This window comes from Stenotrophomonas sp. GbtcB23 (assembly GCF_019091045.1).
GTDB lineage: Bacteria > Pseudomonadota > Gammaproteobacteria > Xanthomonadales > Xanthomonadaceae > Stenotrophomonas > Stenotrophomonas rhizophila_A.
In genome coordinates this window covers 81,678-106,882 of record NZ_JAGXKC010000007.1, presented here as the reverse complement: position 1 = coordinate 106,882, position 25,205 = coordinate 81,678, and the positions used below count along the sequence as shown (strand labels likewise).

The window sequence follows — 25,205 nt, the reverse complement described above, 5'->3', positions numbered from 1 at the left end:
CCCGGCCGTTGGCCGGATCACGCTGTGCGAACGAAACCAGCGGTAGCTCCGGCCGTTGGCCGGGCCAAGCGGTCCACAACAAAGCAACGCATCCGCAAGTACAGTCCACACCATCCAACCCAGCGGATCCAGCACCATGCCCCCCACCGGAACACCGCCATCCCCGCTGCCCCAACACGCCCCCACCTCCCTCGACGCCTGGTGGATGCCGTTCACCGCCAACCGCCAGTTCAAGGCCGCACCGCGCCTGCTGGTGCGTGCCGAAGGCATGTACTACCACGACGTGGACGACCGCCCGATCCTTGATGGCGCCGCCGGGCTGTGGTGCTGCAACGCCGGGCACGCGCGGCCGCGGATCGTGCAGGCCATCCAGCAGCAGGCGGCTACGCTGGATTTCGCCCCGCCTTTCCAGATGGGCACGCCGCTGCCATTCGTGCTGGCGCAGAGACTGGCCGCGCTCGCCCCCGGACCGCTGAACCATGCCTTCTTCACCAACTCCGGTTCCGAGGCGGTGGATACGGCGATGAAGATCGTGCTCGGCTACCACCGGCTGCGCGGCGAAGGCCAGCGCACCCGTTTCATCGGGCGCGAGAAGGCCTACCACGGGGTCGGTTTCGGTGGGCTGTCGATCGGGGGCCTGCCCAACAACCGCAAAGGCTTCGGCCCGCTGCTGGCGGGCAGCGATTTCCTTCGCCACACCCTGGACCTGTCACGCAACGCCTTCACCCCCGGGTTGCCCCGCCACGGCGCCGAACTGGCAGAGGACCTGGAACGGCTGATCGCGCTGCATGATGCCTCCACCATCGCGGCGGTATTCGTCGAGCCCATTGCCGGTTCAGCCGGGGTGATCCTGCCGGCGCCGGGCTACCTGCAGCGCCTGCGCGAAATCTGCGACCAGCACGGCATCCTGCTGGTGTTCGACGAGGTCATCACCGGTTTCGGCCGGGTCGGCAACGCCTTTGCCGCGCAGCGCTTCGGGGTGACCCCGGACCTGCTGACGATGGCCAAGGGGCTGACCAACGGCGCGGTGCCGATGGGCGCGGTGATGGTGTCCGATGCCATCCACGCCGCGTACATGCAGGGCCCGCCGGGGGCCATTGAGCTGTTCCACGGCTATACCTATTCCGGCCACCCGCTGGCCTGCGCTGCTGCGCTGGCGGCGCTGGACACGTACGCCGCCGAAGGCCTGTTTGATCGTGCCATCGAGCTGGGCGAATACTGGCAGACCCGCCTGCACAGCCTGCGCGGGCTGCCGAACGTGGTGGACATCCGCAATTTCGGGCTGATCGGTGCGGTCGAGCTGGCGCCGCGCAAGGGCGCGCCTGGCAGCCGGGGCTTTGAGGTGTTCGAGCGCTGCTTCCGCGACGGGGCGCTGCTGGTGCGCTGTACCGGCGACGTGATCGCGCTGTCGCCGCCGCTGATCATCGACCGGGCGCAGATCGACCGGATCGTGGACGTGCTGGGCGAGATGATCCGCGCCACGGCGTGATGCCGGCGACCGGTACAATGGGCGGTCAACAGCTGCTCGCCAACCGGATTGCATGGACATCGTCGTCAAAGAAGAACTCAAGGCCTACATCGATCCGCTCACCGCCGACGAACACGAGGCGCTGGAGCGCAGCATCCTGGCCGAAGGCTGCCGCGACGCGCTGGTGCTGTGGAACGATGTATTGGTGGATGGGCACAACCGCTACGGCATCTGCCAGAAGCACGGCCTGCCGTTCCAGACAGTGCAGAACACCCGCTTCCAGTCGATGGATGACGTGCACCTGTGGATGATCGAACAGCACCTGGGTCGGCGCAGCGTGTCCGATTTCCAGCGCGGCGTGCTGGCCCTGCGCAAGCGGGACATCCTGGCCGAGCGCCACCGCGCGGACCAGGCCCAGCTGCAGCGCGAAAGCGACGGCGAGATCGCCGATGCCACGCCCGAAGGCGATGAGGACAGCCCGCCGTGGGCGCCGGCGCCGAAGGTAAGCCGCGCCGACATGGCGCGCGAAGCCCGGCTGAGCAGCAGCCAGGTGACGATGATCGAACGCATCCACAAGCAGGCCGCGCCGGAACTGGTGGAAGCGGTCAAGAGCGGGGTGATCTCGATCAGCGCTGCGGCGGCCGTAGCGGCGCTGCCGGAAGAGGAACAGCGCGCGGCCGCGGCCGCCGGCAGGGACGAGCTGAAACAGGCCGCCAAGCGCGTGCGCGAGGCCAAGCGCAAGCCGCGCAAGCCGGTGCAGGAGGTGCTGCACAGCGCCGATGGCGAGCTGGAGGTCGATCCGAGCCGTGAGGCCGAGATTGCCGAGGCACTGGCCTCGCTGGGCGAAGGCCCGGCCGAGCTGCGCCAGCGTGTGATCGCGCTCACCCTCGAAAACGATGCGCTGCGTGCCCAGTTGGCGGCGCTTCGCCGACAGGTCGGCGACGTGGCGTAACCGTTCTGCCGGCCAACGGCCGGCGCTACCGTCGAGCGATGTGGGAGTGCCATGGTAGCGCCGGCCGTTGGCCGGCCCTCCAGAATGCTTGTCGAGGCGGCGTTCGCATCCGGGTCGATACACTTGCGGCATGAACAGCACGCCCTCGGTCGACCCCCGCCGCGCCCAGCTACGCCGACTCAAAGCCATTGCCCTGGCGATGCTGCTGGCCATGCTGGCCGGCTTCGTCATCAGCCATCTCAACGGTGAACGCGGTATCTGGGCGTGGGTGTCCGCGTTCTGCGAAGCCGCTGCGGTCGGCGCGCTGGCCGACTGGTTCGCAGTGGTGGCGCTGTTCCGCCACCCACTGGGCCTGCCGATCCCGCACACGGCGATCATCCCGCGCAGCAAGGAGCGCATTGCCGACAGCCTGGCGGTGTTCGTGCGCGACCAGTTCCTGGAACCGCAGGCACTGCTGGCCCGGCTGCAGGTATTCGACCCCGCCAGCCGGCTCGGCAGCTGGCTGGCTGATCCCGCACGGTCGCGGCTGCTGGCCGACATGGCGCGGGGCTGGGCCCTGCAGGCGCTGGATTTCCTGGACGAAACCGCCGTTCGCCGCAGCATCCAGGCGTTCGTGGTCGAGCAGCTGCGGCAGTGGAACGCGGCGGCCACTGCCGGCGAGCTGCTGGGCCTGCTCACCGCCGACAACCGCCACCAGCGGGTGCTGGACGAAGGGCTGACCCGGATCAGCCAGTGGATGGACAACGACGCCGTGCGGCAGCGCGCATCTGAACTGATCGTGCGCTACATCCAGCGCGAATGGCCGAAGCTCGCCAGCACGGTGAACTGGGTCAAACCCATTGATGAAATCGGCGACAGCCTGGCCGAGCGCATGGCGCACGCGGTGCTGGCCGAACTGCAGCAGATCCTGGCCGAGCCGGAACACCCGTTGCGCAAGGATTACGAGGCGTGGCTGGGCGACTACATCCAGCGCCTGCGCCACGACCCGGCACTGGCGGAAAAGGTCGACCAGCTCAAGCAGCAGGTGATCGACCACCCGGCGGTGCAGGAGTACGTCCAGGGCCTGTGGGCGCGCATCCATGCCAGCCTGCGCGCCGATCTGTCCAGCGAATCGTCTGCGCTGGCCGGCCACCTGCAGCGCAGCCTGGGCAAGATCGGCCAGGCGCTGCAGGAGGACCCATCACTGCGCGAGGCGCTCAACCAGCACCTCATGGATGGCGCCGAGCGCCTGACCAGCCGGCTGCGCGAAGGCGTGACCAGCCATATCGCGCAGACCGTGAAGGGCTGGGACGAGCGGCACCTGGTGGAGCAGTTGGAGCTGAGCGTGGGACGCGACCTGCAGTTCATCCGGTTCAACGGCACCTTGGTGGGTGGGTTGATAGGGCTGTTGCTGCATGCCCTGACCGTTTGGATGCGTTGGTAGCGCCTGCCCTGCGCAGCCACGCAGGGCGTGGCTCTACCTGTGTTTGTGGCAGGCCCGGTTGACAGATTGCCCGGGTGTTTTTGAGACGTGGTTCGCGTATTCTGCCGCGCATTCAGGGCTGGAGTGGCCCACGGGGGGAACCATGCGAAGGACGATCATGACGCTGGCGCTGTGCGCGCTGGCCTGCAATGCCCACGCCGGGCGCGTGTACAAGTGCGCGAACGGCGGCCAGACCATCTACCAGACGGTACCCTGCCCACCCGAGCAGGACACCGGCGTGACCCGCCCGATTGTCAAAGACCCCAACCTCACGTGGGAAGAGCGCACCCGTGCCCAGCGCGACCTGCACCAGGCCCGCCGCCGCATGCAGGCTGACGCTGGCCGTGGAGAGCCCCCGGTGCGCGGCACCGTGATCGACGGCGCGGCCAATCCGGAGCAATGCGAAGAACTGCGTTCCCGACGCGAGATCAGCGAGATGTTCGGACGCCCCGCACCGGAGCGGATCGACGCCGACATCGCCAAGGCCTGCAGCTCGCGCTGAACATCTAGCGGCAGGAAATCCTGCCTAACCAGCAACTGCGCGCACGGCGTCGATCAACGACTGTATCTGCGAGGGGGCGGTAAAGATGCCCGGTGTCACGCGTACGCAGGCGCCGGACGCCAATCCCTCGCGGGCCACCACGAACACACCGGACTGTTGCAGCATTTGCTCGGCCGTGGCGGCGTTGGCCTCCAGGCTGACCTGCCCGCGCAGGCGGAAGGCGGCGATGGCGCTGGACAGACGCGGATCCGGTGACGCCAGCAGCTGGATCCGGGCGTCGTGGCGCAGCGCATCCAGCCACTGGTTGCGCAGGCGCAGCAGGCGCGCGCGCTTGTTTGCCACGCCGATCCGCTGGTGCAGCGATACCGCGGCCGGCAAGGCCATGACCGCCGCGAAGTTGACCGTGCCGGTGTGGACGCGGCTGTCGATATCGCCGGTGTCGGCCTCGCCCATGCAGGGATCCAGGTCCTGAACGCGTCCGCGACGCACGTAGAGCGCACCCATGCCGACCGGTGCGCCGATCCACTTGTGCAGGTTGATGCCGACGAAATCCGCGCCCAGCGCGTGCAGCGGCGTGTCGACCTGGCCGACGCCATGGGCCGCATCCAGCACCACGTCCGCGCCGGAAGCGCGGGCCAGTGCGCTGATCTCCGCCACCGGCAGCAGCATGCCATTGCGATGGCCTACCTGGGTGAGCAGCAGCAGGCGGGTGCGCGGGTAGCGCGCCAGCGCCTGGCGGTAGGTGTCCACGATGCCGTCATGGTCGAACGGCTCCGGCAGCACGATGCGCTGTACGTCCACGCCCCTGCGTTCGCGCAGCCACTGCACGGCAGCGATCGCGCTTTCGTGGTCGGTGTCCGCATACAGCACGGTATCGCCCGGAGACAGGTGCCGATAGCCGGCAATCAGTACCTGCATCGCTTCCGTCGCGCCCCGGGTCAGCGCGATCTCATCCGGGCCCACGCCGAGCGCTTCGGCCAGCGTTGCACGCGCGTGTTCCAACAACGCCGGGAACTGCCGCCGCCCGAACCAGGCATTCTCACGGTTCACGCGTGCGGTGGCGCGCTGATACGACTGCAACACGGGCCGCGCCATCGCGCCCCAGTAGCCGTTGTCGAGCATGACCACCTCGTCGGTGAGGTCGTACAGCGCCGCTACCTGGGACCACCAGTCCTCATCGGCTGCCAGCCTGTCAGGGTCGCGCCCGGCGGGATCGGGCAAGGCGTCGAGAGCGTGCAGGTCTGCGTCGGTCATGCGGCCAGTATTGCAGCCGCCGCGCGAAGAACGGGTGGCGCGAAGCGCCTGTCAATCTTGCCGAAGCGAATGATAATGACTATCATTAGCGCACTGGATGCTTGCTCGATGCCGTCCTGCGCGCCGCCGATGGTGGCGTTGCGGTGCGCGACAGAGGCAAGACCGTTCTCCAGGGATACCCCCGCCCTGTGCGGCGGCTTGGCCACGGATGGCCACCCTCCCCCTGTCACCGGCCCCGGCCGGTGACGTTCGTTGTTCGACCCGACATTGCAGGTTCCCGTGGACAGCACGCCTGATGCCAGCTGGTTCAACCGCTTCGGCGGTTTCTTCGACCGCCCCTGGCTGGGAGTGCTGTCGCGTTCGTTGGCCGCGATCTTCGGCGGCTACGCGCTGGCCGCCACCTGCGCGATGTTCTTCGCCGTGGCCCTGCCCATCGCCCGCGCGCAAGCGGTGCTGACCGGCATGCTGGTGGCGATCGTGCTGTGCGCCTGCGCCGCGCTGTGGGCATTCGCCACCCGGACCGCACTGCGCGCCTGGATCGGCATCGCCGCGCCCACCGCGTTGTTCTGGCTGGGCACCCTCGCACTGGGAGCACGTGCATGAAGAATGGATTCCGCCAGTCCATGGCCTGGCTGCACACCTGGACCGGGCTGCTGGTGGGCTGGCTGCTGCTGCTCATCTTCATGGCCGGCACCGCCAGCTACTACCGCGAAGAAATCAGCCGCTGGATGCGCCCGGAGCTGCCGCGCAGCAGCGTCTCCACCGAGGTCGCCGCCGAGCGCGCGCTGACCTTCCTGCAGCACAAGGCGCCGCAGGCCGAAAGCTGGAACGTGACCCTGCCCGATCCGCGCAACCCGGCCATGCGCATGTTCTGGCGCAACCCCGAATCGATGGTGAAGCCACCGGCCGAAGGTGAAAAGCGCCGCCGCGGCGGTGGCCGCTTCGGCGATGCCACGGTGGACCCGGCCAGCGGCGAGGAAGTGGCCGCGCGCGAAACCCGGGGCGGCGATTTCTTCTACCGCCTGCATTTCGACCTGCACTATATCCCGGTGCTGTGGGCGCGCTACCTGGTGGGTTTCTGCGCGATGTTCATGCTGGTGGCGATTATTACCGGGGTGATCACCCACAAGAAGATCTTCAAGGACTTCTTCACCTTCCGGCCGGAGAAGGGCCTGCGTTCGTGGCTGGACTTCCACAACGTCAGCGCGGTGATGGCCCTGCCCTACCATGCGATGATCACCTACACCGGCTTGGTCACGCTGATGTTCATGTACCTGCCGCAGGGCGTAAGCGTGGCTTATCCCAAGGATGAGGACGCGTTCTTCAGCGAGGCCTTTGCGCGCCTGGCCGATCCGGCCGACGCCGCCGAAGGCAGCGCGGCGCCGCTGCCGATCCAGCAGCTGCTCGACAGCGCGCGTGCCGAATGGAAGGGCGCGCAGGTCAGCGGCTTCACCGTGTTCCACCCCGGCGCGGCCAATGCGGTCATCGACATCTACCAGCGCGACGGCAAGCGGCTGTCGATCGACACACCATCGCTGCGCTACCACGCGGTCAGCGGCGCGCTGATCGAGACCAGCCCGGTGCCCGGCGGCGCCACCCACACCCGTGGCGTGATGTACGGCCTGCACCTGGCCCGCTTCGCGGACTGGGGCCTGCGCGCCCTGTTCTTCCTGTCCGGCCTGGTAGGTTGCCTGATGGTGGCCAGCGGCGTAGTGCTGTGGGCGGTCAAGGAGCGCCCCAAGCACGCCAAGGCCGGCAGGATCGGCTTCGGCCTGCGGCTGGTGGATGCGCTCAACATCGGCGCCGTGGCCGGCCTGCCGATCGCGTTTGCCGCGTACTTCTGGGGTAACCGGTTGCTGCCGCTGGAAATGGCGGAACGCGCCGACGCAGAAGCCAGCGTGTTCTTCTATGCCTGGGCCGCCGCCCTGCTGGCGGCCTTCGTCTGGCCCAAGCGGTTGATGTGGGCCTGGCAGCTGTACCTGGGCGCGGCCTTGTTCGCCCTGATCCCGGTGATCAATGTGCTCACCACCGATGCACATCTGGGCGTAACCCTGCGCACCGGCGACTGGGCGCTGGCCGGGTTCGACCTGGTGATGCTCGCCTTCGGCGCGATGCTGGCGTACTGCGGCCTGCGCATGCAGCGTTGGCAGCCTGCGCTGAGCGCGGCCGAGAAGAAGCGGCGCCAGGCCGCAGCACTTGCCGCCACCGCGAATGCCGCCGAGGCCAGCGCATGATGCTGCTGGCGCTCACATTGAACTTTTCTGCGTTCACCGCCCTGTCGCTGGCGATGGAAAAGCACCAGCTCGACCTGCATGGCAAGGCGCACGCCGGCCCCGCGCGCATGCGGCTGTGGCGTTGGCTGGGTTGGGCATTGCTGGCGACCGCGTTCGGCATCTGCGTGGCCGACCACGGCTGGGCCGCCGGCCCGGTGCTGTGGCTGGGCGCGATGACGGTCAGCGGCCTGCTGATCGCCTTCGGCCTGTATCCGTGGCGACCGCGCTGGATTGCACCGCTGGCCTGGGCGTTGCCGGTGCTGGGCCTGGGCGCCGCCGCGCTGTAGAGCCGACTGTCAGTCGGCTGCTCTTCCGGTGGCAACGGGAACTCAAGTGCAAACCGACTGACAGTCGGCTCTACATCACGCCCCGTAACGCCTCAACTCCCACGCGCGGTGGATGCGCGGGTTGCGCTCGAAATCGTCGCCGATGGTGTCGGCCGAGATCTCGCGGCACTCGGCGAATTCCTTGATCGCTTCCTCGTCCAGCTTGAAGCGGCGGAAGTTGTTCGAGAAGTACAGCACGCCTTCCGGGCTCAACCGCGCCACGGCCGCACGCAGCAGCCGCACATGCTCGCGCTGCACGTCGAAATCCTCGGCGCGGGCGGAGTTGGAGAAGGTCGGCGGATCGCAGAAGATCACATCGAACCGATGCCGCTCGGCTTCCAGCCAGGCCAGTGCATCGGCCTGGATCAGCTGGTGCTGGCTGCCGCCCTTGCCGTTAAGGGCCAGGTTGTCGGCGCACCACTGCAGGTAGGTACCGGACAGATCCACGCTGGTGGTGGAGGCCGCACCGGCCACCGCTGCCTGCACGCTGGCCACGCCGGTGTAGCAGAACAGGTTGAGGAAGCGCTTGCCCTGCGCTTCCTTGGCCATGTGCCAGCGCAGCGGGCGGTGGTCCAGGAACAGGCCGGTGTCCAGGTAATCGAACAGGTTCACGCGCAGCAGCGCATCGTTTTCGCGCACCAGCACGAATTCGCCGCGCTGTTCGAAGCGGCCATACTTGCTGCCGCCCTTGCCGCGCTCGCGCGACTTCAGCGCCACCTGCTCGGCCGGCACCTGGAATACCTCGCGCGCGGCCGAGAGCAGCTCGTTGCGGCGGCGGCGCACGTCCACGTCCGGGATGGTGGCCGGCGCGGCGTATTCCTGCACGTGCAGGAAGGTGCGGCCAGCGCCACCGTCTTCTTCGTACACGTCGATCGCGGCGGCGTACTCGGGCAGGTCGGCGTCATACACGCGGTAGCAGGTGACCTGCTCGCGCGCCTTCCAGGTCTTGAACCTGCGGATGTTCTTGCGCAGCCGGTTGGCCACCATCTGCGCGCCTTCGCTGAGCTCGCGCGGCTGGCCCGCGTTCTCGCGCTGCGGTACGGCGATGGGATCGCACACGATCAACGCGCACTCGATGGCGCCGTTGAACAGCTGGTACTTCTTGTTGGCGCGCAGCCCGGTGGCGAACGCAAGTTCGGCGCTGCCGCACAGCAGGCTGGCCCGCCACTGCGGCACGGCGCGCTTGAGCGCGTCGCCCAGGCGGCGGTACAGCACCGCATCGGCGGCCAGGCGTTCGTCATACGGCGGGTTGCACACCACGCAGCCGGTTTCCTGCGGCGGAACCTGCACGTCGGCCACGTCGCGCACGCCGAACCAGATCGCCTCGGCGACACCGGCGGTCTCCGCGTTTTCCTTGGCCGCGCGGATCGCATGCGGGTCGATGTCGCTGCCGTGGATGACCTGCTTGAGCGCGGCGCGCCCGGCCTGCTCGCGGGTGCGCGCATCGGCCATCAGGGTGTTCCAGGCCTCGCGGTCGAAGCCCAGCCAGCGGCTCGGCGGAATGCTGCCGTGGCGCTGAAGGCCCGGGGCCACGTCGGCAGCCATCAGCGCGCCTTCGATCAGCAGCGTGCCGCTGCCGCACATCGGATCCAGCAGGCCGCCGCCTTCGGCATGGATCTTCGGCCAGTTGGCGCGCATCAGCACGGCGGCCGCCAGGTTTTCCTTCAGCGGGGCCTCGTTCTGCGCCATGCGCCAGCCGCGCCGGTGCATCGGGCCGCCGCCGAGGTCGATCGAGATCGAGGCGCGGCCCTTGCGCAGCGACAGGTTGATGCGCACGTCCGGGAACTCGGTGTTCACCGACGGCCGTTCCAGGCCCTGCGCGCGCAGGCTGTCTACCACGCCGTCCTTGACCCGCTGCGCGGCAAAACGCGCGTGGGTGATTTCGGTCCCAGACACATGGGCGTCCACCGACAGGGTCAGCTCGGGGCTGATGTGCTGCTCCCACGGCATCGAGGAGACGCCCTGGTACAGCGATCCCTCGTCCGGGCAGTCGAACTCGGCCAGCGGCCACAGCACCCGGCTGGCCAGGCGCGACCACAACACGACCTTCAGTGCCTGCGGCAGCTCGCCCTCGGCATTGACGCCGGAAATGGTGGCAGTGGCCCTGGGCAGGCCCAGCGCCAGCAGTTCGTCGGCGAGCAGGTACTCCAGGCCCTTGGCGCAGGAAACAAAGAATTTCACGGGATCGGTATCGCAGGTCAGCAGGAAGGGAGTGCCCACGGGCACCGCGGGCGGCCCGGGCGCAGGCGCCGGACCGTCCATTGTACGTGACCCGGCCGCACGCGGCCGCGTAGCGCCGGCCTCTGCCTGGCTGGCCGAACCGCTACCGGAATGCAGCGGGTCAGAGCCCCGCTCTACCGGAGGGTGGCGAGCAGGGCCTCGAAGGCCTGCGCGGAGGCGTCCACGTGGTTGTTCAGGCGGTGGCCGTCGTCCACCAGCAGCAGACGGGCTGACCGGGCCTGGGCCCACGCGATCACATCGGCGGCCGGGATCAGCTCATCGTGCCAGGCGTGGACCACGCTGGTGGGCACGCGGGCGGCATCCAGCGCCGGCATCGGCCCCATCCGGGTCGGCGGCACCATGAGGAACAGACCCCGGGTCGGGACCTGCAGCGAGGCGATGGCCGAGATGTAGGCGCCCAGCGAGGAACCCGCCAGCACGACCGGGCCTTGCGCGGCGGCGGCGCTGGCGCGCTCGACCAGGCGCTGCAGGCGGGCACGGACATCCCCCACGCTGCTGACCTCACGCAGGGCATCCAGGTCGGTGTAATCGGGCCGTTCGTGGGTCCAGCCCAGCCGCTCGGCCACTTCGGCCAGGGCGGTTACCTTGGTGGCGTCCGGGCCGCTTTCGAAGCCGTGGGAAAGAATGCAGTGGCCGCGGCTCATGCAGCCACCGCGTGGAAATCGATGTAAGCGCTCATGCCTGAATGCTAGCATCGGCGCATGCCCGACCGCGCCCCGCCCCGCATCGATTCGCAGCCGCTGCCCTACGTGGCGCAGCTGGGCGAGCGCGCGCCGGATGACATCGATCTGGTGGTGATCCACTGCACCGAACTGCCCGACCTGGCCATGGCGCGCAGCTACGGCGAGCGCGTGCTGTACGACAGCGGCAGCGGCAACAGCGGGCACTTCTACATCGACCGCGACGGCAGCATCGTCGAGTACGTCCCGGTCGAGCGCGTGGCTCACCACGTCAGCGGGTACAACCCGCGTTCGGTCGGCATCGAGCTGGTCAACACCGGCCGCTACCCGCACTGGCTGGATTCACGCCACCAGGCGATGGATGAACCCTATCCGGAGGCCCAGATCGCGGCCTTGATCGACCTGTTGCAGCATCTGTGCGACACCCTGCCCGCCCTGCACCACATCGCCGGGCACGAGGCGCTGGACACCCGGGAAGAAGTAGCCAGCGACGACCCGGACCGGCGCGTGCTGCGCAAGCGCGACCCGGGCCCGTTGTTCCCGTGGCCGCGGGTGCTGGCGGCGGTGACGCTGAGTCCGCTGGGGGGGTAGAGCGGACTGTCAGTCCGCTGCCGTTGGCGTGCAGCCTGCGGTCTACGCGGAGAGCAGCGGACTGACAGTCCGCTCTACCTGTGCCATTCGTTGACGCCTTGGGTGGCGGCCAATCAGGCGCCGGTCGCGACCGGTCGGCTTGAATCGCTGACCCACCCGCTCCACGAATCGGCATAGACCCGCGCGCCGTGCAGCCCGGCCACTTCCATCGCCAACAGCAGATGGCAGGCGGTCACGCCCGACCCGCACATCAACACCACCTGCTGCGGATCATGCGTGCCGATCAGCGGCCGCAGCGCGGCCTGCAATTCGGCTGCGGGCCGCAGGCGGCCGTCGGCCACATTCAACGCGAACGGGCGGTTCACCGCCCCGGGCACATGCCCCGCCACTGGATCCAGCGGCTCCACCTCACCCCGGAACCGTTCACCGGCACGCGCATCCAGCAGCCAGCCCGGCGCATGCTTCAAGCGCGCGGCGATCTCGTCCACCGAGGCCACCTGGCGGGTATCGAAACGCCCCGGATAGGCCGGCAACGGCAGCACCTCGGGCACGTCCGTGGTCAACGGCAGACCGGCCGCCTGCCACGCCGCGAGGCCGCCATCGAGCACCGCCACCTGTGTATGTCCGATCAAGCGCAGCAGCCACCACGCGCGCGCCGCCGCCATGCTGCCGTCGCCGCCGTCGTAGACCACGACCTGGGTATCCGGACCGATTCCCCACCGCCCCAGCGTGGCGGCGAACGCATCGCTGTCCGGCAACGGGTGGCGGCCGTGGCCGACCATGCTCATGTCCGCCAGGTCGCGGTTGACGTCTGCGCGCAGGGCGCCGGGCAGATGCCCGGCGGCGTAATCGCGCGCGCCGGACTGCGGATCAGCCAGCGAAAAACGCGCATCCAGCACGCGCGGCGCCGTACTGGCGGTGGCGCGCGCATCCAGCAGGCGCGTATCCCCCTGCGAAAGCGCGCTGGACAGCGTCGCCACATCGACAAGAGTGGTCCACGGGGTCGGGTTCGCGGTCATCATTCCAGTTGCTCCAGGCGGCGACGCAGGTTGTAGAGGATGGCGGCGGTGGCGCCCCAGATGCGCTGGCCCGGCCAGCCGTATTCCAGCACGTGGCGAATGCGGCCGCGGTGGTCGATCTCGACCTGGTGCAGGTTGGCCGGGTCCATCAGGTAATCGAACGGCACTTCGAACACTTCGGCCACTTCATCCGGCTGCGGCACCGCCACGAAGCCCGGGTCGATCACCGCCACCACCGGCATCACCCGGTACCCGGTAATGGTCACGAACGGATCCAGGTAGCCCAGCACCTGCACCTGGTCGTGCGGCAGCGCGATTTCTTCGTTGCTTTCGCGGATCGCGGCGGCCACCGCGTCGCGGTCGTCCGGCTCCTGGCGGCCGCCCGGGAAGCCGACCTGGCCGCCATGCTGGCGCAGCGTATCGGTGCGCCGGGTCAGCAGCACCTGCGCGCCGCTGGCACGCGGAATGATCCCGGCCAGCACCGCGGCTTCCACTGGCGGGCCGGGCGGCAGCAGGTCGGCCAGTTCACTGCGGTTCCAGCCATCGCCACCGGGGGGTGCATCGAGCGGGTGCAGCGCGCGCAACAGGCGCTCGTGGTCGGCCAGTGAGCCACCCAGCGACTGCCGCAGCTGCTCACGCAGCGGCAGCACCTGCCGCATCACATGTTCTTGTTCGTGTCGGGTCATCGTCGACCAGCGGGTGATTTCATCCACGTTGCGCAGGCAGCCGCCGCACAGGCCGGCGCGATCAAGCGCGCAGGTTCCGATGCAGGGGCTCGGCATGGCATGGGCGGGGGTTTCCGGAAAGTGCACCGGGCAACAGTAACGCGAATGGCGCGGTTCCAACACTGCGGGAGCCGACCAACGGTCGGCGCTGCGAGTGTGTTGAAAACAAAAACGCGCCGATGTTGCCATCGACGCGTTTTGTTGTTTTCAGCCGTTCTTATTTGACGCTGACCAGCTTGATTTCAAACTGCACGGCGACGTTCGGCGGGAACGGGGTACGCGGGTCGGCACCGTAGGCCTGTTCCGGCGGCAGGGTGACTTCCCACTTCGAACCGGCCGGCATCTGCAGCAGTACTTCGCGCATGGCCTTCATTTCGACTTCGCTGACCTTGATCGACGGGATCTGCTGCGCCGGGCGGGCTTCGGTCGGACGGGTGCCGAACGGGTACGGGCCGGCCACTTCCAGCTGCACGGTGCTGGCCTGGGTCGGCTTGGCGCCCTTGCCGGCTTCGATCACGCGGTACTGCACGCCGCTCGGCAGCGCCTGCACGCCGGCCTTGGCCTTGTTGGCGGTCAGGAAGGCAGTGCTCTTGGTCTTGTTTTCGGCGGCAGCCTTTTCGTACTCGGCCTTGGCGGCAGCGGCACGACCCTGCTCACGCTTCTGGAAGGCTTCGACGGCCGGCTTCAGCTGGTCGGCGGTGATTGCCGGCTGCTTCTTGGCGTAGGCATCCTGCAGGCCCTTCACCACCGAATTGATGTCCAGCTGTTCGCCGCGACCGGTGAGCTCAGCCAGGTTGTTGCCGTAGTCGTAACCGAAGTAATAGCTCAGCTTGCCCTTTTCGGACGAAGTGTCCTGGGCGAAGGCATTGCCCGTCAGGGCCAGGGCCGCGACGGCGACCGCGATAGAACGCAACTTCATCAAACGTTTCTCCAGGGGTGGTAACTCAGGACGCATTGGGCCGCCCTGAGGCGACGGGTTAGGATAGCCGCCGCAACGTTGAACCGCCACTAACGACGAAGGCTATGACCTGCTTTCGTTTCCAGAGTTCAAAATCACTTTTTTTTAACGTTTTACCAGGAGTTTCTGCCGTGGCCGACGCGCCCCTGACCGTTGCCGACGATGGTGCCACCCCAGCGCCCGGGGTCAACCGCCCCATGGTTCAGGGAGGTGACGCCGCCGGGCCAGCGCCGGCGCGCCTGCTGCAGCTGGTGCTGGCGGATGGCCTGGATGCCGCGCTGGACGCCGGCCTGATGGACTACGTGCCCGGCCCTGGCGACGACGCCCTGCTGCCCGGCCACCCGGACCTGCCCGCCCGCCTGCTGCAGGCCCAGCAGCAGCTGCAACGCGCCTGGGCCGCGCGTGACCGTTACCGCCAGCGCGCGCAGCGGCTTGCACGCCGCGCGGCCGAACGCGATGCGCGACGCGCGCCGCCGGCCCCCACTCCCGATCTGAAGCCCGCCCTGCCGCCTGCGGCTGCCGCGATTCTTGCGCGCGCCAAAGCCAGGGCTGCTGGAAAGCCTTCCTGATGACCCCTGTTGCAAAGGCCGCTCCGCGCAGTGCGCGCATGCCCAAGGCCGACGTCGTTGAAATGTTCACCCGCCTGCGCGAACTCAATCCGCATCCGAAGACCGAACTGGAGTACAGCTCACCGTTCGAACTGCTGGTCGCCGTGGCGCTTTCCGCGCAGGCCACCGATGTGGGCGTCAACAAGGCCACGCGCAAACTGTTCCCGGTGGCCAACACGCCGCAGGCGATCCTGGCGCTGGGCGAGGACGGGCTGAAGAAGTACATCGCCACCATCGGCCTGTTCAACGCCAAGGCGAAGAATGTCATCGCCACCTGCCGCCTGTTGATCGACCAGCATGGCGGTGACGTGCCGCGTGACCGCGCCGCGCTGGAAGCCCTGCCCGGGGTCGGGCGCAAGACCGCCAACGTGGTGCTCAACACCGCATTCGGCGAACCGGTGATGGCGGTGGATACCCACATCTTCCGTGTCGCCAACCGTACCGGGCTGGCCCCCGGCAAGGACGTTCGCGCGGTGGAAGACCTGCTGGTCAAGGTGATTCCGGCCGAGTTCCTGCTCGACGCCCACCACTGGCTGATTCTGCATGGCCGGTATGTGTGCAAGGCGCGCAAGCCTGACTGCCCGCAGTGCGTGATCCGTGACCTGTGCCGCTTCAAGCAGAAAACCGCCGCCTGAGCGACGGCGGCGACTGCCATCTGGGCGCAACCGGGCAGTCATCTGATTCGGGCAGTTTTGGCAACCCCAGCAACAGCTTGCCCCGGGGCCGGGGCTGCTTTGTCTGAAACTGTCATATTTACGCAATCTTCACTTATTAGCCTGCGCAGCATCTTCCCACCTGCCTGCAAGGCTCCTTTCCATGAAACTGCATCGCCAACTCCTCACTGCGGCCGTGGCTGCTGCGCTGTTCGTGCCGGCCGCCCACGCTGAAGTGGCCATCGACGTGATCGGCGGCTCGGAGATCACCTTCGAAGGCCTGGTCCAGGCCGACGGCAACTGGTTCGACAACGATGTGACCGATCTCAACGGTGGCGATGCCGCCAACGGCAAGGACAGCGAATTCGAACTGCGTCGCGCCGAGCTGGTGCTGAAGGGCAAGGGCCCGGGCAACGTGGAATGGGTGGTCGGCTACGACGCCAAGGCCGACAAGTTCCTGGACACCAACGTCAAGTACAAGCTGGCCGGCAACGCCAACCACTTCGTGCAGCTGGGCCAGTTCAAGCAGCCCAACAGCCTGGAAGAGCTGTCCAGCACCAAGAACAACGACTTCATCTCCAAGGCTGCGGTCACCAACACCTACGCCGTGGCCCGCCGCCTCGGTGGCGCCTACAGCTTCGGCGACAACAACTGGTCGGTCACCGCCAGCGCATTCGGCCGTGAGCTGACCCGCAACCTGGCCCACGGCAGCGGCTATGGCGCACGTGGCACCTGGGCGCCGATCAACGACAAGGGACAGGTCCTGCACCTGGGCCTGAGCTATGTCGACTACGACACCGACGCGGACACCCTGCGCGTGCGCGCCCGTCCCAACGCCGACCTGGCCACCGCACGCCTGGTCGACAGCGGCAACATGACCGACACTGACCGGGTCAAGACCATCGGTGCCGAAGCCATGTACATCGGCGGCCCGTTCAAGGCCCAGGCCGAGTACTACACCAGCGAAGCCAAGCGCATGACGCGCGACAACTACACCAGCGACGGCTTCTATGTCAGCGGGCTGTGGAACATCACCGGCGAGACCTGGGGCTACAAGAGCGGCGTGCCGACCACCGGCCTGCCGGACGAGCCGGGCCGTGGCATGTGGCAGCTGGGCGCGCGCTATGACTCGATGAATCTGGATGATGGCCATCTGAACGCCAACCCGGTTGCCGGTCGTCCGCCGATCGTGGACGGCGTGCTGGGCGGCAAGATGGATATCTGGACCGTCGGCGTGAACTACTACTGGCGCTCCAACACCAAGTTCGCGCTGAACTACGTAATGGTGGACAGCAAGAAGTACAGCTCCACCACGCGCACCTTCGTCAACGACGACCCGAACATCCTGGAAGCGCGCCTGCAGTTCTTCTGGTAAGTCCTGATGTAATTGTGTGATGGAGGGGCGCAGCTTGGGCTGCGCCCCTTTCTCGTTCCGGTTCCCTGCGTTACCGGACGTTGAACCGTTCACTGCAGTCGTCTGGCGACCGACCCTACCCCGCACACCGCCATCGCACGTGAGCGCGTAGAGCCACGCCCTGCGTGGCTGGAATTGCCCACCAACGGTGTCACGTTTGCGTCATATGACAGTCGCTGCGCTGTCATGGAACCGTTATGGAATAGGCACCGGGCGGGAAACCCCGCACCACCATCCATCCCAGGAGCCACCCCGTGATCCACGCCTTCAAGTCGCGCGCCGCTGTTGCCGTCCTCGCCGCGTCCTCCGTGTTCGCCGCCAATGCCGCCGATGTGACGGGCGCGGGCGCATCGTTCATCTACCCGGTCATGTCCAAGTGGTCGGCCGACTACAGCACCGCGACCGGCAAGAAGGTCAACTACCAGTCCATCGGTTCGGGTGGCGGTATCGCCCAGATCAAGGCGGCCACGGTGGACTTCGGTTCGTCCGATGCCCCGTTGAAGCCGGAAGATCTGGCCGCGGCCGGCCTGGCCCAGTTCCCGTCGGTGATTGGCGGCGTGGTGCCGGTGATCAACGTGGCCGGCATCGCCCCGGGTGCGCTGAAGCTCGATGGCGTGACCCTGGCCAACATCTTCCTGGGCAAGGTCAAGACCTGGAACGACCCGGCCATCGCCGCCCTCAACCCGGGCGTGAAGCTGCCCGACGGCAAGATCACCGTCGTGCACCGCTCGGACGGTTCGGGCACCACCTTCAACTTCGTCAACTACCTCTCCAAGGTCAACCCGGAGTGGAAGTCCAAGGTCGGCGAAGGCACCTCGGTCCAGTGGCCGGTCGGCATCGGCGGCAAGGGCAATGAAGGCGTTGCCGCGTACGTGAAGCAGATCAAGGGTGGCATCGGCTACGTCGAACTGTCCTACGCGCTGCAGAACAAGATGTCCTACGCCGCGATGAAGAACGCGTCGGGCAAGGTCGTGCTGCCGAGCGACGAGTCGTTCGCCGCCGCTGCCGCCAGCGCCGACTGGGCCAACGCCAAGGACTTCTACCTGGTCATGACCAACGCCCCGGGCGCCGAAGCGTGGCCGATCACCGCCACCAACTTCATCCTGGTCCGCAAGCAGCCCAAGAACGTCAACAGCGCCAAGGCGACCCAGGAGTTCTTCCGCTGGATCTACAAGAGTGGCGATGCCCAGGCCAAGCAGCTGGACTACGTGCCGCTGCCGGACGCCCTGGTCAAGCAGATCGAGACCTACTGGTCGCAGAACCTGAAATATTGATTTTAGGGGGTCACGGCCAAAGGTCGTGACCTACCAGGCAACGGTGTCGCCAGGTCCTCTCTCCCCCTGGCGGCACCACCGGCGCGGATCGAAAGGTCCGCGCTTTTTTTTTAATCTGCCGCGAGCGTTGAGGGCCCCGCCGCGACCGGTAGGCCCCTGTGCAAATGTCCCCCGGCGTCGGCCTGCGGCCGCCCCCTCCTCCTTTAATTTGCCAGGGACCTACCGGCCGCGACGGGGCTCGGCTTGCGGTTGGCAGGGAAAAGCGGACGCCACGGTGCAACGCCGGTGGATCGAGCGCCGGGGCGCCATGCCCTTGGAGGCGAATTAAAGGAGGAGGTGTCGGCCGCAGGCCGACGCCGGGGGACATTCGCCGGAAAGGGTGTGGCGCCCCGGCGCTCGATTCACCGGCAGCCGCTGTAGATCCCCCCGCCAGCCCTTGCCCCACGGGCCTCGAGCGTGCCCCCGGTCACGACGTCATCAAGCTGTAACAAAAACATCATTTCATAGCAGCGTCAGCCGGCAAGACCGGCCCCCTATCCCGCTACGGAGTGACGCATGAAACTGCATACGGCCGGCTTCGCCGCCCTTTCCCTGGCCATCGCGCTGGGCCTGTCCGCCTGCAAGCCGGCCGCCGAAGGCCAGGCTAACGCCCCGGCAGAAGGCGCGCCCGCCGCTGCTCCGGCCGCCGGCGACAAGCTGACCGCCGAGATTTCCGGCGCCGGCGCCTCCTTCATCTTCCCGCTGGTCTCCAAGTGGTCGGCCGACTACAACGCCGCCACCGGCGCCAAGGTCAACTATCAGTCGATCGGTTCGGGCGGCGGTATCGCCCAGATCAAGGCCGGCACGGTCGACTTCGGTTCTTCCGACAAGCCGCTGTCCAGCGAAGAGCTGGCCCAGGCCGGCCTGGGCCAGTTCCCGTCCGCCATCGGCGGCGTTGTCCCGGTGGTGAACATCGACGGCCTGGAAGCCGGCAAGCTGCGGCTGAGCGGCCCGCTGCTGGCCGATATCTTCCTGGGCAAGGTCAAGACCTGGAACGACCCGGCCATCGTGGCCGCCAACCCGGGCGTGAAGCTGCCGGAGGGCAAGATCACCCTGGTCCACCGTTCGGACGGCTCGGGCACCACCTTCAATTTCTCGAACTACCTGTCCAAGGTCAGCCCGGACTGGAAGAGCAAGGTCGGCGAAGGCACCTCGGTGCAGTGGCCGGACGGCGTGGGTGGCAAGGGCAATGAAGGCGTGGCTTCGTACGTGAAGCAGATCAAGGGCTCGATCGGCTACGTCGAACTGGCCTACGCGCTGCAGAACGGCATGCCGTACGCCTCGATGCAGAACGCAGCCGGCAACTGGGTGCAGCCGACCGCGGAAACCTTTGGTGCCGCCGCAGCCAGCGCCGACTGGGCCAGCGCCAAGGACTTCAACCTGGTCATCACCAACGCCCCGGGCGACCAGGCGTGGCCGATCACCGCCACCAATTTCATGCTGATGCACAAGCAGCCCAAGGATGCCAAGCGCAGCAAGGACACCCTGGCGTTCTTCAAGTGGGCCTTCGAGAACGGCCAGGCCCAGGCCAATGAACTGCACTACGTGCCGCTGCCGGCGGAACTGGTGAAGCAGATCGAAGGTTACTGGACCGCTGAATTCAAATGATGCAACCCAGGCCCGCGCGCTGCGCGGGCCTGCCCCCTACCTAACGGGCCCCAGCCTTACCCATGAATGCCATCGCCCAGCCTGTTCCCGCACCGTCCACCCGCGACCTGCGTGACGCCCGCAATGACAAACTGTTCCGGTGGGTGCTGATCGCCACCGTCGTCCTGGTCCTGGTCGCGCTGGCCTGCGCCGCGCTCTCGATGCTGTGGGGCGGCCGCCATGCCCTGCAGGAGCAGGGCCTGAGCTTCTTCTACTCTTCCGACTGGAATCCGGTGGAGAACAAGTTCGGTGCGCTGGCACCGATCTACGGCACGTTGGTCACCGCCCTGATCGCAATGCTGATCGCGGTGCCGGTGAGCTTCGGCATCGCCTTCTTCCTCACCGAAGTGGCCCCGCGCTGGATGCGCGGCCCGGTCGGTACCGCCATCGAACTGCTGGCCGGCATCCCCTCGATCATCTACGGCATGTGGGGCCTGTTCGTGCTGGTCCCGGTGATGACCGAGTACGTCACCCCCACCCTCAATGAAACCCTGGGCGAATGGCCGATCATCGGCCCGCTGTTCCAGGGCCCGCCGCTGGGCATCGGCGTGCTGACCGCCGGCTTCGTGCTGGCGATCATGGTCATTCCGTTCATCTCCTCGGTAATGCGCGAAGTGTTCCTGACCGTGCCGACCCGCCTGAAGGAATCGGCCTACGCGCTGGGCTCCACCAAGTGGGAAGTAAGCTGGGACATCGTGCTTCCCTACACGCGCTCGGCCGTGATCGGCGGCATCTTCCTCGGCCTGGGCCGTGCGCTGGGTGAAACCATGGCCGTGGCCTTCGTGATCGGCAACAGCGTGCGCCTGTCGCCCTCGCTGCTGGAACCGGGCACCACCATCGCCGCGCTGATCGCCAATGACTTCGGCGAGGCCACCGAGACCTACCGCTCGGCGCTGCTGCTGCTCGGCTTCGTGCTGTTCATCGTAACGTTCGTGGTGCTGGCAATCGCCCGCCTGATGCTGATGCGCCTGTCCCGCAAGGAGGGCAACTGATGAGCACCGCCGTCGCCAACAACCCGCAGCCGCTGTACCTGCGCCGCCGCATCGTCAACATCGTCGCGCTGCTGCTGTCCTGCCTGACCGCGCTGTTCGGCCTGTTCTTCCTGGGCTGGATCCTGTTCACCCTGGCGTCCAAGGGACTGGCCGGGATCAACCTGGACCTGTTCACCAAGATGACGCCGCCGCCCATGCAGGAAGGCGGCCTGGCCAATGCCTTCTTCGGCAGCGCGGTGATGTGCGCGCTGGCGATCGCCATCGGCACGCCGCTGGGCGTGCTGGCCGGCACCTGGCTGGCCGAGTACGGCAACTTCCGCAAGGCCGGCACGGTGGTGCGTTTCGTCAACGACATCCTGCTGTCGGCACCGTCCATCGTGCTGGGCCTGTTCGTGTACACCCTGTACGTGATGCAGACCGGTGGCCAGTTCTCGGCCTTCGCCGGCGCGCTGTCGCTGTCCTTCATCGTGCTGCCGGTGGTGGTACGCACCACCGATGAAATGCTGCGCCTGGTGCCCTCGCAGATGCGCGAAGCGGCCCTCTCGCTGGGCATCCCGCAGTGGAAGGTCACCGTGCAGGTGCTGTACCGCAGCGCCGCCGCCGGCATCGTCACCGGCATCCTGCTCGCCCTGGCACGCATCTCCGGCGAAACCGCGCCGCTGCTGTTCACCGCCTTCGGCAACCAGTACTGGAACAGCAACGTGTTCCAGCCGATGGCGAGCGTGCCGGTGGTGATGAACCAGTTCGCCGGCAGCCCGTACGAATCCTGGCAGACGCTGGCCTGGGCAGGCGCCCTGGTGCTGACCCTGTTCGTGCTGCTGGTAAGCCTTTCGGCACGCGGCATCCTGCTGCGCAACCGTATCTCCCATGACTGACCTTTCCGCGGACACCGCCATGAACGACCTCACCAATGCCGTGCCGATGCAGCGCATCGCGGTGCCGGCCTCGCATGAATCGCTGGGCAACCCGGCGCCGATCAAGCTGGCCGCCCGTGGCCTGGATTTCTACTACGACAAGTTCCATGCACTGAAGAACATCAGCCTGGAAGTGCCCGAGAAGCGCGTCACCGCGCTGATCGGTCCATCCGGCTGCGGCAAGTCCACCCTGCTGCGCATCTTCAACCGCATCTACGCGTTGTACCCGAAGCTGGAAGCGCGCGGCGAAGTGCTGCTGGATGGTGAGAACATCCTCTCGCCCAAGTACCCGATGAACCGCCTGCGCAGCAAGGTCGGCATGGTGTTCCAGAAGCCGGTGCCGTTCCCGATGACCATCTTCGAGAACGTCGCCTACGGCATCCGCCACCACGAAAAGCTGTCCAAGGCGGACATGAACGACCGCGTCGAACATGCGCTGCGCCAAGGTGCGCTGTGGGACGAAGTGAAGGACAAGCTCGGCCAGAGCGCGCTGGGCCTGTCCGGTGGCCAGCAGCAGCGCCTGTGCATCGCCCGTGCCGTGGCCCTGCGCCCGGACGTGCTGCTGCTCGACGAGCCAACCTCGGCGCTGGACCCGATCTCCACCAGCCGCATCGAGCAGCTGGTGGAAGAGCTCAAGCACGACTACACCATCGTGATCGTGACCCACAACATGCAGCAGGCCGCGCGCGTGTCCGACTACACCGCCTTCATGTACTTGGGCGACCTGATCGAACACGACCGCACCGAAGTGATCTTCTCGCAGCCGAACAAGCAGCAGACCGAGGATTACATCACCGGGCGGTTCGGCTGAGCCAGGCCGTTTGCGCGACGATGCCACCAACCAGACAATCGAGCACATCACAATGAACATTCCGAACGACCACATCGTCAAGAGCTACGACGAAGAACAGCAGCGGCTGGTGGCCGAAATCGTGCGCATGGGCGAAATGTCCGTAGCGCAGCTGGAAGCGGCGCTGGACGTGATCGAGCGCCGCGACGACAACGCTGCCCAGCGCATCATCGCCAACGATGAGGCGATCGACAGCCTGGAGCAGCAGATCAGCCATGACGTGATGCGCCTGGCGCTGCGCGGCCCGATGGCGCGCGACCTGCGCGAGATCCTGGCCGGCCTGCGCATCCCGGCCGACATCGAGCGGATCGGCGACTATGCGGCCAACGTCGCCAAGCGCTCGATCGCGCTGAGCAAAGTGCCGCCGCTGCCGCAGATCCAGGGCCTGCGGTCGCTGGGCCGGCTGGCCGCCCAGCAGGTGCGGCGTGCCATCGAGGCCTACCGCGACAACGACGCCGCCGCCGCGCTGGCGCTGCGCGAGGACGATGCCCGGCTGGACGCGCAGTACACCGCGCTGTTCCGCGAGCTGCTGACCTACATGATGGAAGACCCGCGCAACATCACCCCGTGCACCCACCTGCTGTTCATGGCCAAGAACCTGGAACGCGTGGGCGACCACGCCACCAACATCGCCGAGAACGTGTGGTTCCTGGTGCACGGCGAGCAGGCGCTGCCGCCGCGCGAGAAGCGCGACGAGACCAGTACCGAGCGCCTGTAAGCACGCGCCGGGGCGTGTTACACGCCGATACAGGCCGATACTGCGTATCGGCCTTTTTTAATTGCCTATTCAGCTGGAAAATTCCACTCTGGACCTGCGTTCCACCCCACCGCTCCAGAGGGCCTGCACCATGAAACGTTTCCTCGCCGCTACGCTGTCGCTGACCCTGCTTGCCGCGACCGGTTCCGCCTTCGCCGCCCCGCCCCACCATGACGACCGCGACAACCGCGACCGCCATGACCAGCGCGATGAACGCAACCATGGCCCGTCGCGCGGGCACGACCGCCACGATCCGCCGCGCCGTGGCGGCCACCTGGACAAGGATCATCGTGGCGCGTACGTAAGCGACTACAAGCGCCACGGCCTGCATGCGCCCAAGCGCGGCCAGCAGTGGCGCAAGGTAGATGACCGCTACGTGCTGATCGCGGTCGCCACCGGCCTGATCGCCGACGTGGTGCTCAACGGCCGTTGATTCACTGGCGACAGCCCAGTCCACGCGACGCGCCGGGTCCTCCCGGCGCGTCTGCGTTTGCGGCCGGGTCATCGCCGTCCCGGAGTGTCGCGAACATCCGGTAATGTCGCGAACGCACCATTGGTACTGAATCGCCCCTGTCTCAGACCGGCGACCCGCGCATCCTTGCGGCCCCGCGCACGCTCTTATCCTGTGCCACGTTGAACAGGATCCGCCGACCGCATGCACCGCCTCTGCCCGCACGAACTTGCCGCCGCCCATCGCGGCGACCGCGCCGCGCTGGACCGCGTCCTGCGCCATTCACGCCAGCACCTGCGCCGCTATGCCGAGTACCACTGCGTCATCAATGATGTCGAGGATGCGGTGCAGGAAAGCCTGATCACCGTTTCACGACGGTTGTGCGACCTGCGCCTGGTCGAGTGTTTCACCTCGTGGGCGTTCCGCATCGTCAAGCGCGAGTGCAACCGGCTCAAGCGTGCGCGCTGCCAGTGGCGGCACGAAGAACTGCGCGAGGAGATCCTGCCGCCGGCCCAGCGCGACAACCTGGACCTGCGCCGCGATTGCGCCGCTGCGCTCGAATCGCTGCCCGCCCATTACCGCGAAGTGATCCTGCTGCGCGACCTGGAGGGGTTGTCGATCGCCGAACTGGCCGCACGGTTGGCCACTACCCCCGAAACCATCAAGGCCCGGCTGCACCGCGCCCGCGTCATGGCCCGCGAGTACCTGGCCTGATGTTCCCCGCGTGCCGGCAATCCGGCATGCTTCCCCGGCAACACCCCTGCCCATGAAAGGGCATTACAAGGAGCTTTGCGCATGACCCTCTCCACCAAACACGCTTCCCTGCTGGCCTGTGCCGCGCTTGCCGGCGGCCTCGGCCTGGCCGGGACCGCCTCGGCCCTGTCGATGACCGACCTGGCCCAGGGCTACGCCCTGGCTGCCCAGGCCGCGCCCAAAGCCGATTCCAAGACGGCCGAAGGCAAATGCGGCGAAGGCAAGTGCGGTGCCGACAAGGCCACCTCGCATGCTGCCGACAAGAAGCCCGCGGAGGGCAAGTGTGGCGAAGGCAAGTGTGGCGCCGACAAGACCAAGGCCAAGCCTGCGCCTGCCGCCAAGAAGACCGCCGAAGGCAAGTGCGGCGAAGGCAAGTGCGGTGCCGGGCACTGATCCGCGCAC

27 protein-coding genes are annotated in these 25,205 nt (G+C 67.4%); 20 read left to right on the top strand and 7 right to left on the bottom strand.

Annotated elements, in window-relative coordinates; translation table 11 throughout:
• The first annotated feature begins 136 nt into the window (after positions 1–136).
• The 4 genes from KVS69_RS05045 (at position 137) to KVS69_RS05030 (ending at position 4,384) form a co-directional block, all read left to right on the top strand.
• On the top strand, positions 137–1,489 hold the full coding sequence (locus KVS69_RS05045; protein ID WP_217537365.1) for an aspartate aminotransferase family protein: 1,353 nt from the start codon (positions 137–139) through the stop codon (positions 1,487–1,489).
• 52 nt (positions 1,490–1,541) lie between these two features.
• Positions 1,542–2,420 carry a plasmid replication/partition related protein gene (locus KVS69_RS05040; protein ID WP_217537363.1) on the top strand — a complete coding sequence of 293 codons (879 nt, stop codon included), beginning with the start codon at positions 1,542–1,544 and terminating at the stop codon, positions 2,418–2,420.
• A gap of 130 nt (positions 2,421–2,550) precedes the next feature.
• Positions 2,551–3,843: a DUF445 family protein gene (locus KVS69_RS05035; protein ID WP_217537362.1), complete on the top strand. Its 1,293-nt coding sequence runs from the start codon at positions 2,551–2,553 to the stop codon at positions 3,841–3,843.
• A gap of 142 nt (positions 3,844–3,985) precedes the next feature.
• On the top strand, positions 3,986–4,384 hold the full coding sequence (locus tag KVS69_RS05030) for a DUF4124 domain-containing protein (RefSeq protein ID WP_083214103.1): 399 nt from the start codon (positions 3,986–3,988) through the stop codon (positions 4,382–4,384).
• Between the two features lie 24 nt (positions 4,385–4,408).
• Here KVS69_RS05030 and KVS69_RS05025 read toward each other — a convergent pair whose 3' ends face one another.
• Together KVS69_RS05025 and KVS69_RS05020 are read right to left on the bottom strand one after the other, a co-directional pair.
• Entirely contained in the window at positions 4,409–5,638 is a 1,230-nt protein-coding gene (locus tag KVS69_RS05025) for an aminotransferase class V-fold PLP-dependent enzyme (RefSeq protein ID WP_217537360.1), read from the bottom strand.
• On the bottom strand, positions 5,635–5,844 hold the full coding sequence (locus tag KVS69_RS05020) for a hypothetical protein (protein ID WP_217537358.1): 210 nt from the start codon (positions 5,842–5,844) through the stop codon (positions 5,635–5,637). The genes KVS69_RS05025 and KVS69_RS05020 overlap by 4 nt, the downstream gene beginning before the upstream one ends.
• A 136-nt stretch (positions 5,845–5,980) precedes the next feature.
• Here KVS69_RS05020 and KVS69_RS05015 point away from each other — a divergent pair, with 136 nt between their 5' ends.
• Genes KVS69_RS05015 through KVS69_RS05005 form a run of 3 tightly spaced genes read left to right on the top strand, consistent with a single transcriptional unit; the run spans position 5,981 to position 8,198 of the window.
• Positions 5,981–6,241: a DUF3649 domain-containing protein gene (locus tag KVS69_RS05015; RefSeq protein WP_254622037.1), complete on the top strand. Its 261-nt coding sequence runs from the start codon at positions 5,981–5,983 to the stop codon at positions 6,239–6,241.
• The gene (locus tag KVS69_RS05010; RefSeq protein ID WP_217537356.1) at positions 6,238–7,872 is read left to right on the top strand and encodes a PepSY-associated TM helix domain-containing protein; all 1,635 of its coding nucleotides are present in this window, start codon (positions 6,238–6,240) and stop codon (positions 7,870–7,872) included. Before KVS69_RS05015 ends, KVS69_RS05010 begins: the two co-directional genes overlap by 4 nt.
• Positions 7,869–8,198, top strand: a complete 330-nt coding sequence (locus KVS69_RS05005; RefSeq protein ID WP_184124227.1) for a DUF3325 domain-containing protein — start codon at positions 7,869–7,871, stop codon at positions 8,196–8,198. Before KVS69_RS05010 ends, KVS69_RS05005 begins: the two co-directional genes overlap by 4 nt.
• A 75-nt stretch (positions 8,199–8,273) precedes the next feature.
• Here KVS69_RS05005 and rlmKL read toward each other — a convergent pair whose 3' ends face one another.
• Positions 8,274–10,418: a bifunctional 23S rRNA (guanine(2069)-N(7))-methyltransferase RlmK/23S rRNA (guanine(2445)-N(2))-methyltransferase RlmL gene (gene rlmKL / locus KVS69_RS05000; protein WP_217537378.1), complete on the bottom strand. Its 2,145-nt coding sequence runs from the start codon at positions 10,416–10,418 to the stop codon at positions 8,274–8,276.
• A 173-nt stretch (positions 10,419–10,591) separates the two neighbouring features.
• Entirely contained in the window at positions 10,592–11,122 is a 531-nt protein-coding gene (locus KVS69_RS04995) for a hypothetical protein (protein WP_184124231.1), read from the bottom strand.
• Between the two features lie 57 nt (positions 11,123–11,179).
• Here KVS69_RS04995 and KVS69_RS04990 point away from each other — a divergent pair, with 57 nt between their 5' ends.
• A complete protein-coding gene (locus KVS69_RS04990; protein ID WP_068850603.1) occupies positions 11,180–11,749 on the top strand; it encodes an N-acetylmuramoyl-L-alanine amidase in 570 nt (189 codons plus the stop codon).
• A 113-nt stretch (positions 11,750–11,862) separates the two neighbouring features.
• Here the strand turns inward: KVS69_RS04990 and KVS69_RS04985 are convergent, their stop codons facing one another.
• The 3 genes from KVS69_RS04985 to KVS69_RS04975 all read right to left on the bottom strand — a co-directional run bounded on the left by KVS69_RS04985 (position 11,863) and on the right by KVS69_RS04975 (position 14,412).
• On the bottom strand, positions 11,863–12,768 hold the full coding sequence (locus KVS69_RS04985; protein ID WP_217537354.1) for a sulfurtransferase: 906 nt from the start codon (positions 12,766–12,768) through the stop codon (positions 11,863–11,865).
• Positions 12,768–13,550 (bottom strand): CoA pyrophosphatase, encoded by a 783-nt coding sequence (locus tag KVS69_RS04980; protein ID WP_093533909.1) that lies wholly within the window; start codon positions 13,548–13,550, stop codon positions 12,768–12,770. Before KVS69_RS04980 ends, KVS69_RS04985 begins: the two co-directional genes overlap by 1 nt.
• A 160-nt stretch (positions 13,551–13,710) precedes the next feature.
• Entirely contained in the window at positions 13,711–14,412 is a 702-nt protein-coding gene (locus KVS69_RS04975; protein ID WP_068850599.1) for an FKBP-type peptidyl-prolyl cis-trans isomerase N-terminal domain-containing protein, read from the bottom strand.
• 236 nt (positions 14,413–14,648) lie between these two features.
• Between KVS69_RS04975 and KVS69_RS04970 the strand changes: the two genes are divergently transcribed.
• The 12 genes from KVS69_RS04970 to KVS69_RS21040 all read left to right on the top strand — a co-directional run bounded on the left by KVS69_RS04970 (position 14,649) and on the right by KVS69_RS21040 (position 25,196).
• The gene (locus KVS69_RS04970) at positions 14,649–15,020 is read left to right on the top strand and encodes a hypothetical protein (protein ID WP_217537377.1); all 372 of its coding nucleotides are present in this window, start codon (positions 14,649–14,651) and stop codon (positions 15,018–15,020) included.
• 38 nt (positions 15,021–15,058) lie between these two features.
• The gene (gene nth / locus KVS69_RS04965) at positions 15,059–15,694 is read left to right on the top strand and encodes an endonuclease III (protein ID WP_217537375.1); all 636 of its coding nucleotides are present in this window, start codon (positions 15,059–15,061) and stop codon (positions 15,692–15,694) included.
• A gap of 181 nt (positions 15,695–15,875) precedes the next feature.
• Positions 15,876–17,087 (top strand): OprO/OprP family phosphate-selective porin, encoded by a 1,212-nt coding sequence (locus KVS69_RS04960; protein WP_217537353.1) that lies wholly within the window; start codon positions 15,876–15,878, stop codon positions 17,085–17,087.
• 293 nt (positions 17,088–17,380) lie between these two features.
• The gene (gene pstS / locus KVS69_RS04955; RefSeq protein WP_068850591.1) at positions 17,381–18,400 is read left to right on the top strand and encodes a phosphate ABC transporter substrate-binding protein PstS; all 1,020 of its coding nucleotides are present in this window, start codon (positions 17,381–17,383) and stop codon (positions 18,398–18,400) included.
• Between the two features lie 555 nt (positions 18,401–18,955).
• Complete coding sequence (gene pstS / locus KVS69_RS04950) at positions 18,956–20,047, top strand: phosphate ABC transporter substrate-binding protein PstS (protein ID WP_217537351.1); 1,092 nt, start codon at positions 18,956–18,958, stop codon at positions 20,045–20,047.
• 62 nt (positions 20,048–20,109) lie between these two features.
• Positions 20,110–21,078, top strand: coding sequence for a phosphate ABC transporter permease subunit PstC (gene pstC, locus KVS69_RS04945; protein WP_068850586.1), 969 nt, complete (start codon positions 20,110–20,112; stop codon positions 21,076–21,078).
• Positions 21,078–21,953, top strand: coding sequence for a phosphate ABC transporter permease PstA (pstA, locus tag KVS69_RS04940; RefSeq protein ID WP_068850583.1), 876 nt, complete (start codon positions 21,078–21,080; stop codon positions 21,951–21,953). Before pstC ends, pstA begins: the two co-directional genes overlap by 1 nt.
• Positions 21,954–21,972: 19 nt before the next feature.
• Positions 21,973–22,803: a phosphate ABC transporter ATP-binding protein PstB gene (gene pstB, locus KVS69_RS04935; RefSeq protein WP_068854606.1), complete on the top strand. Its 831-nt coding sequence runs from the start codon at positions 21,973–21,975 to the stop codon at positions 22,801–22,803.
• A gap of 52 nt (positions 22,804–22,855) precedes the next feature.
• Positions 22,856–23,560, top strand: coding sequence for a phosphate signaling complex protein PhoU (phoU, locus tag KVS69_RS04930; protein ID WP_068854604.1), 705 nt, complete (start codon positions 22,856–22,858; stop codon positions 23,558–23,560).
• Between the two features lie 130 nt (positions 23,561–23,690).
• A complete protein-coding gene (locus KVS69_RS04925) occupies positions 23,691–24,032 on the top strand; it encodes an RcnB family protein (RefSeq protein ID WP_217537349.1) in 342 nt (113 codons plus the stop codon).
• Positions 24,033–24,254: 222 nt separating this feature from the next.
• Positions 24,255–24,764 (top strand): sigma-70 family RNA polymerase sigma factor, encoded by a 510-nt coding sequence (locus tag KVS69_RS04920; protein ID WP_068850579.1) that lies wholly within the window; start codon positions 24,255–24,257, stop codon positions 24,762–24,764.
• An 81-nt stretch (positions 24,765–24,845) separates the two neighbouring features.
• Positions 24,846–25,196: a hypothetical protein gene (locus KVS69_RS21040; RefSeq protein WP_068850577.1), complete on the top strand. Its 351-nt coding sequence runs from the start codon at positions 24,846–24,848 to the stop codon at positions 25,194–25,196.
• Positions 25,197–25,205: the final 9 nt, after the last annotated feature.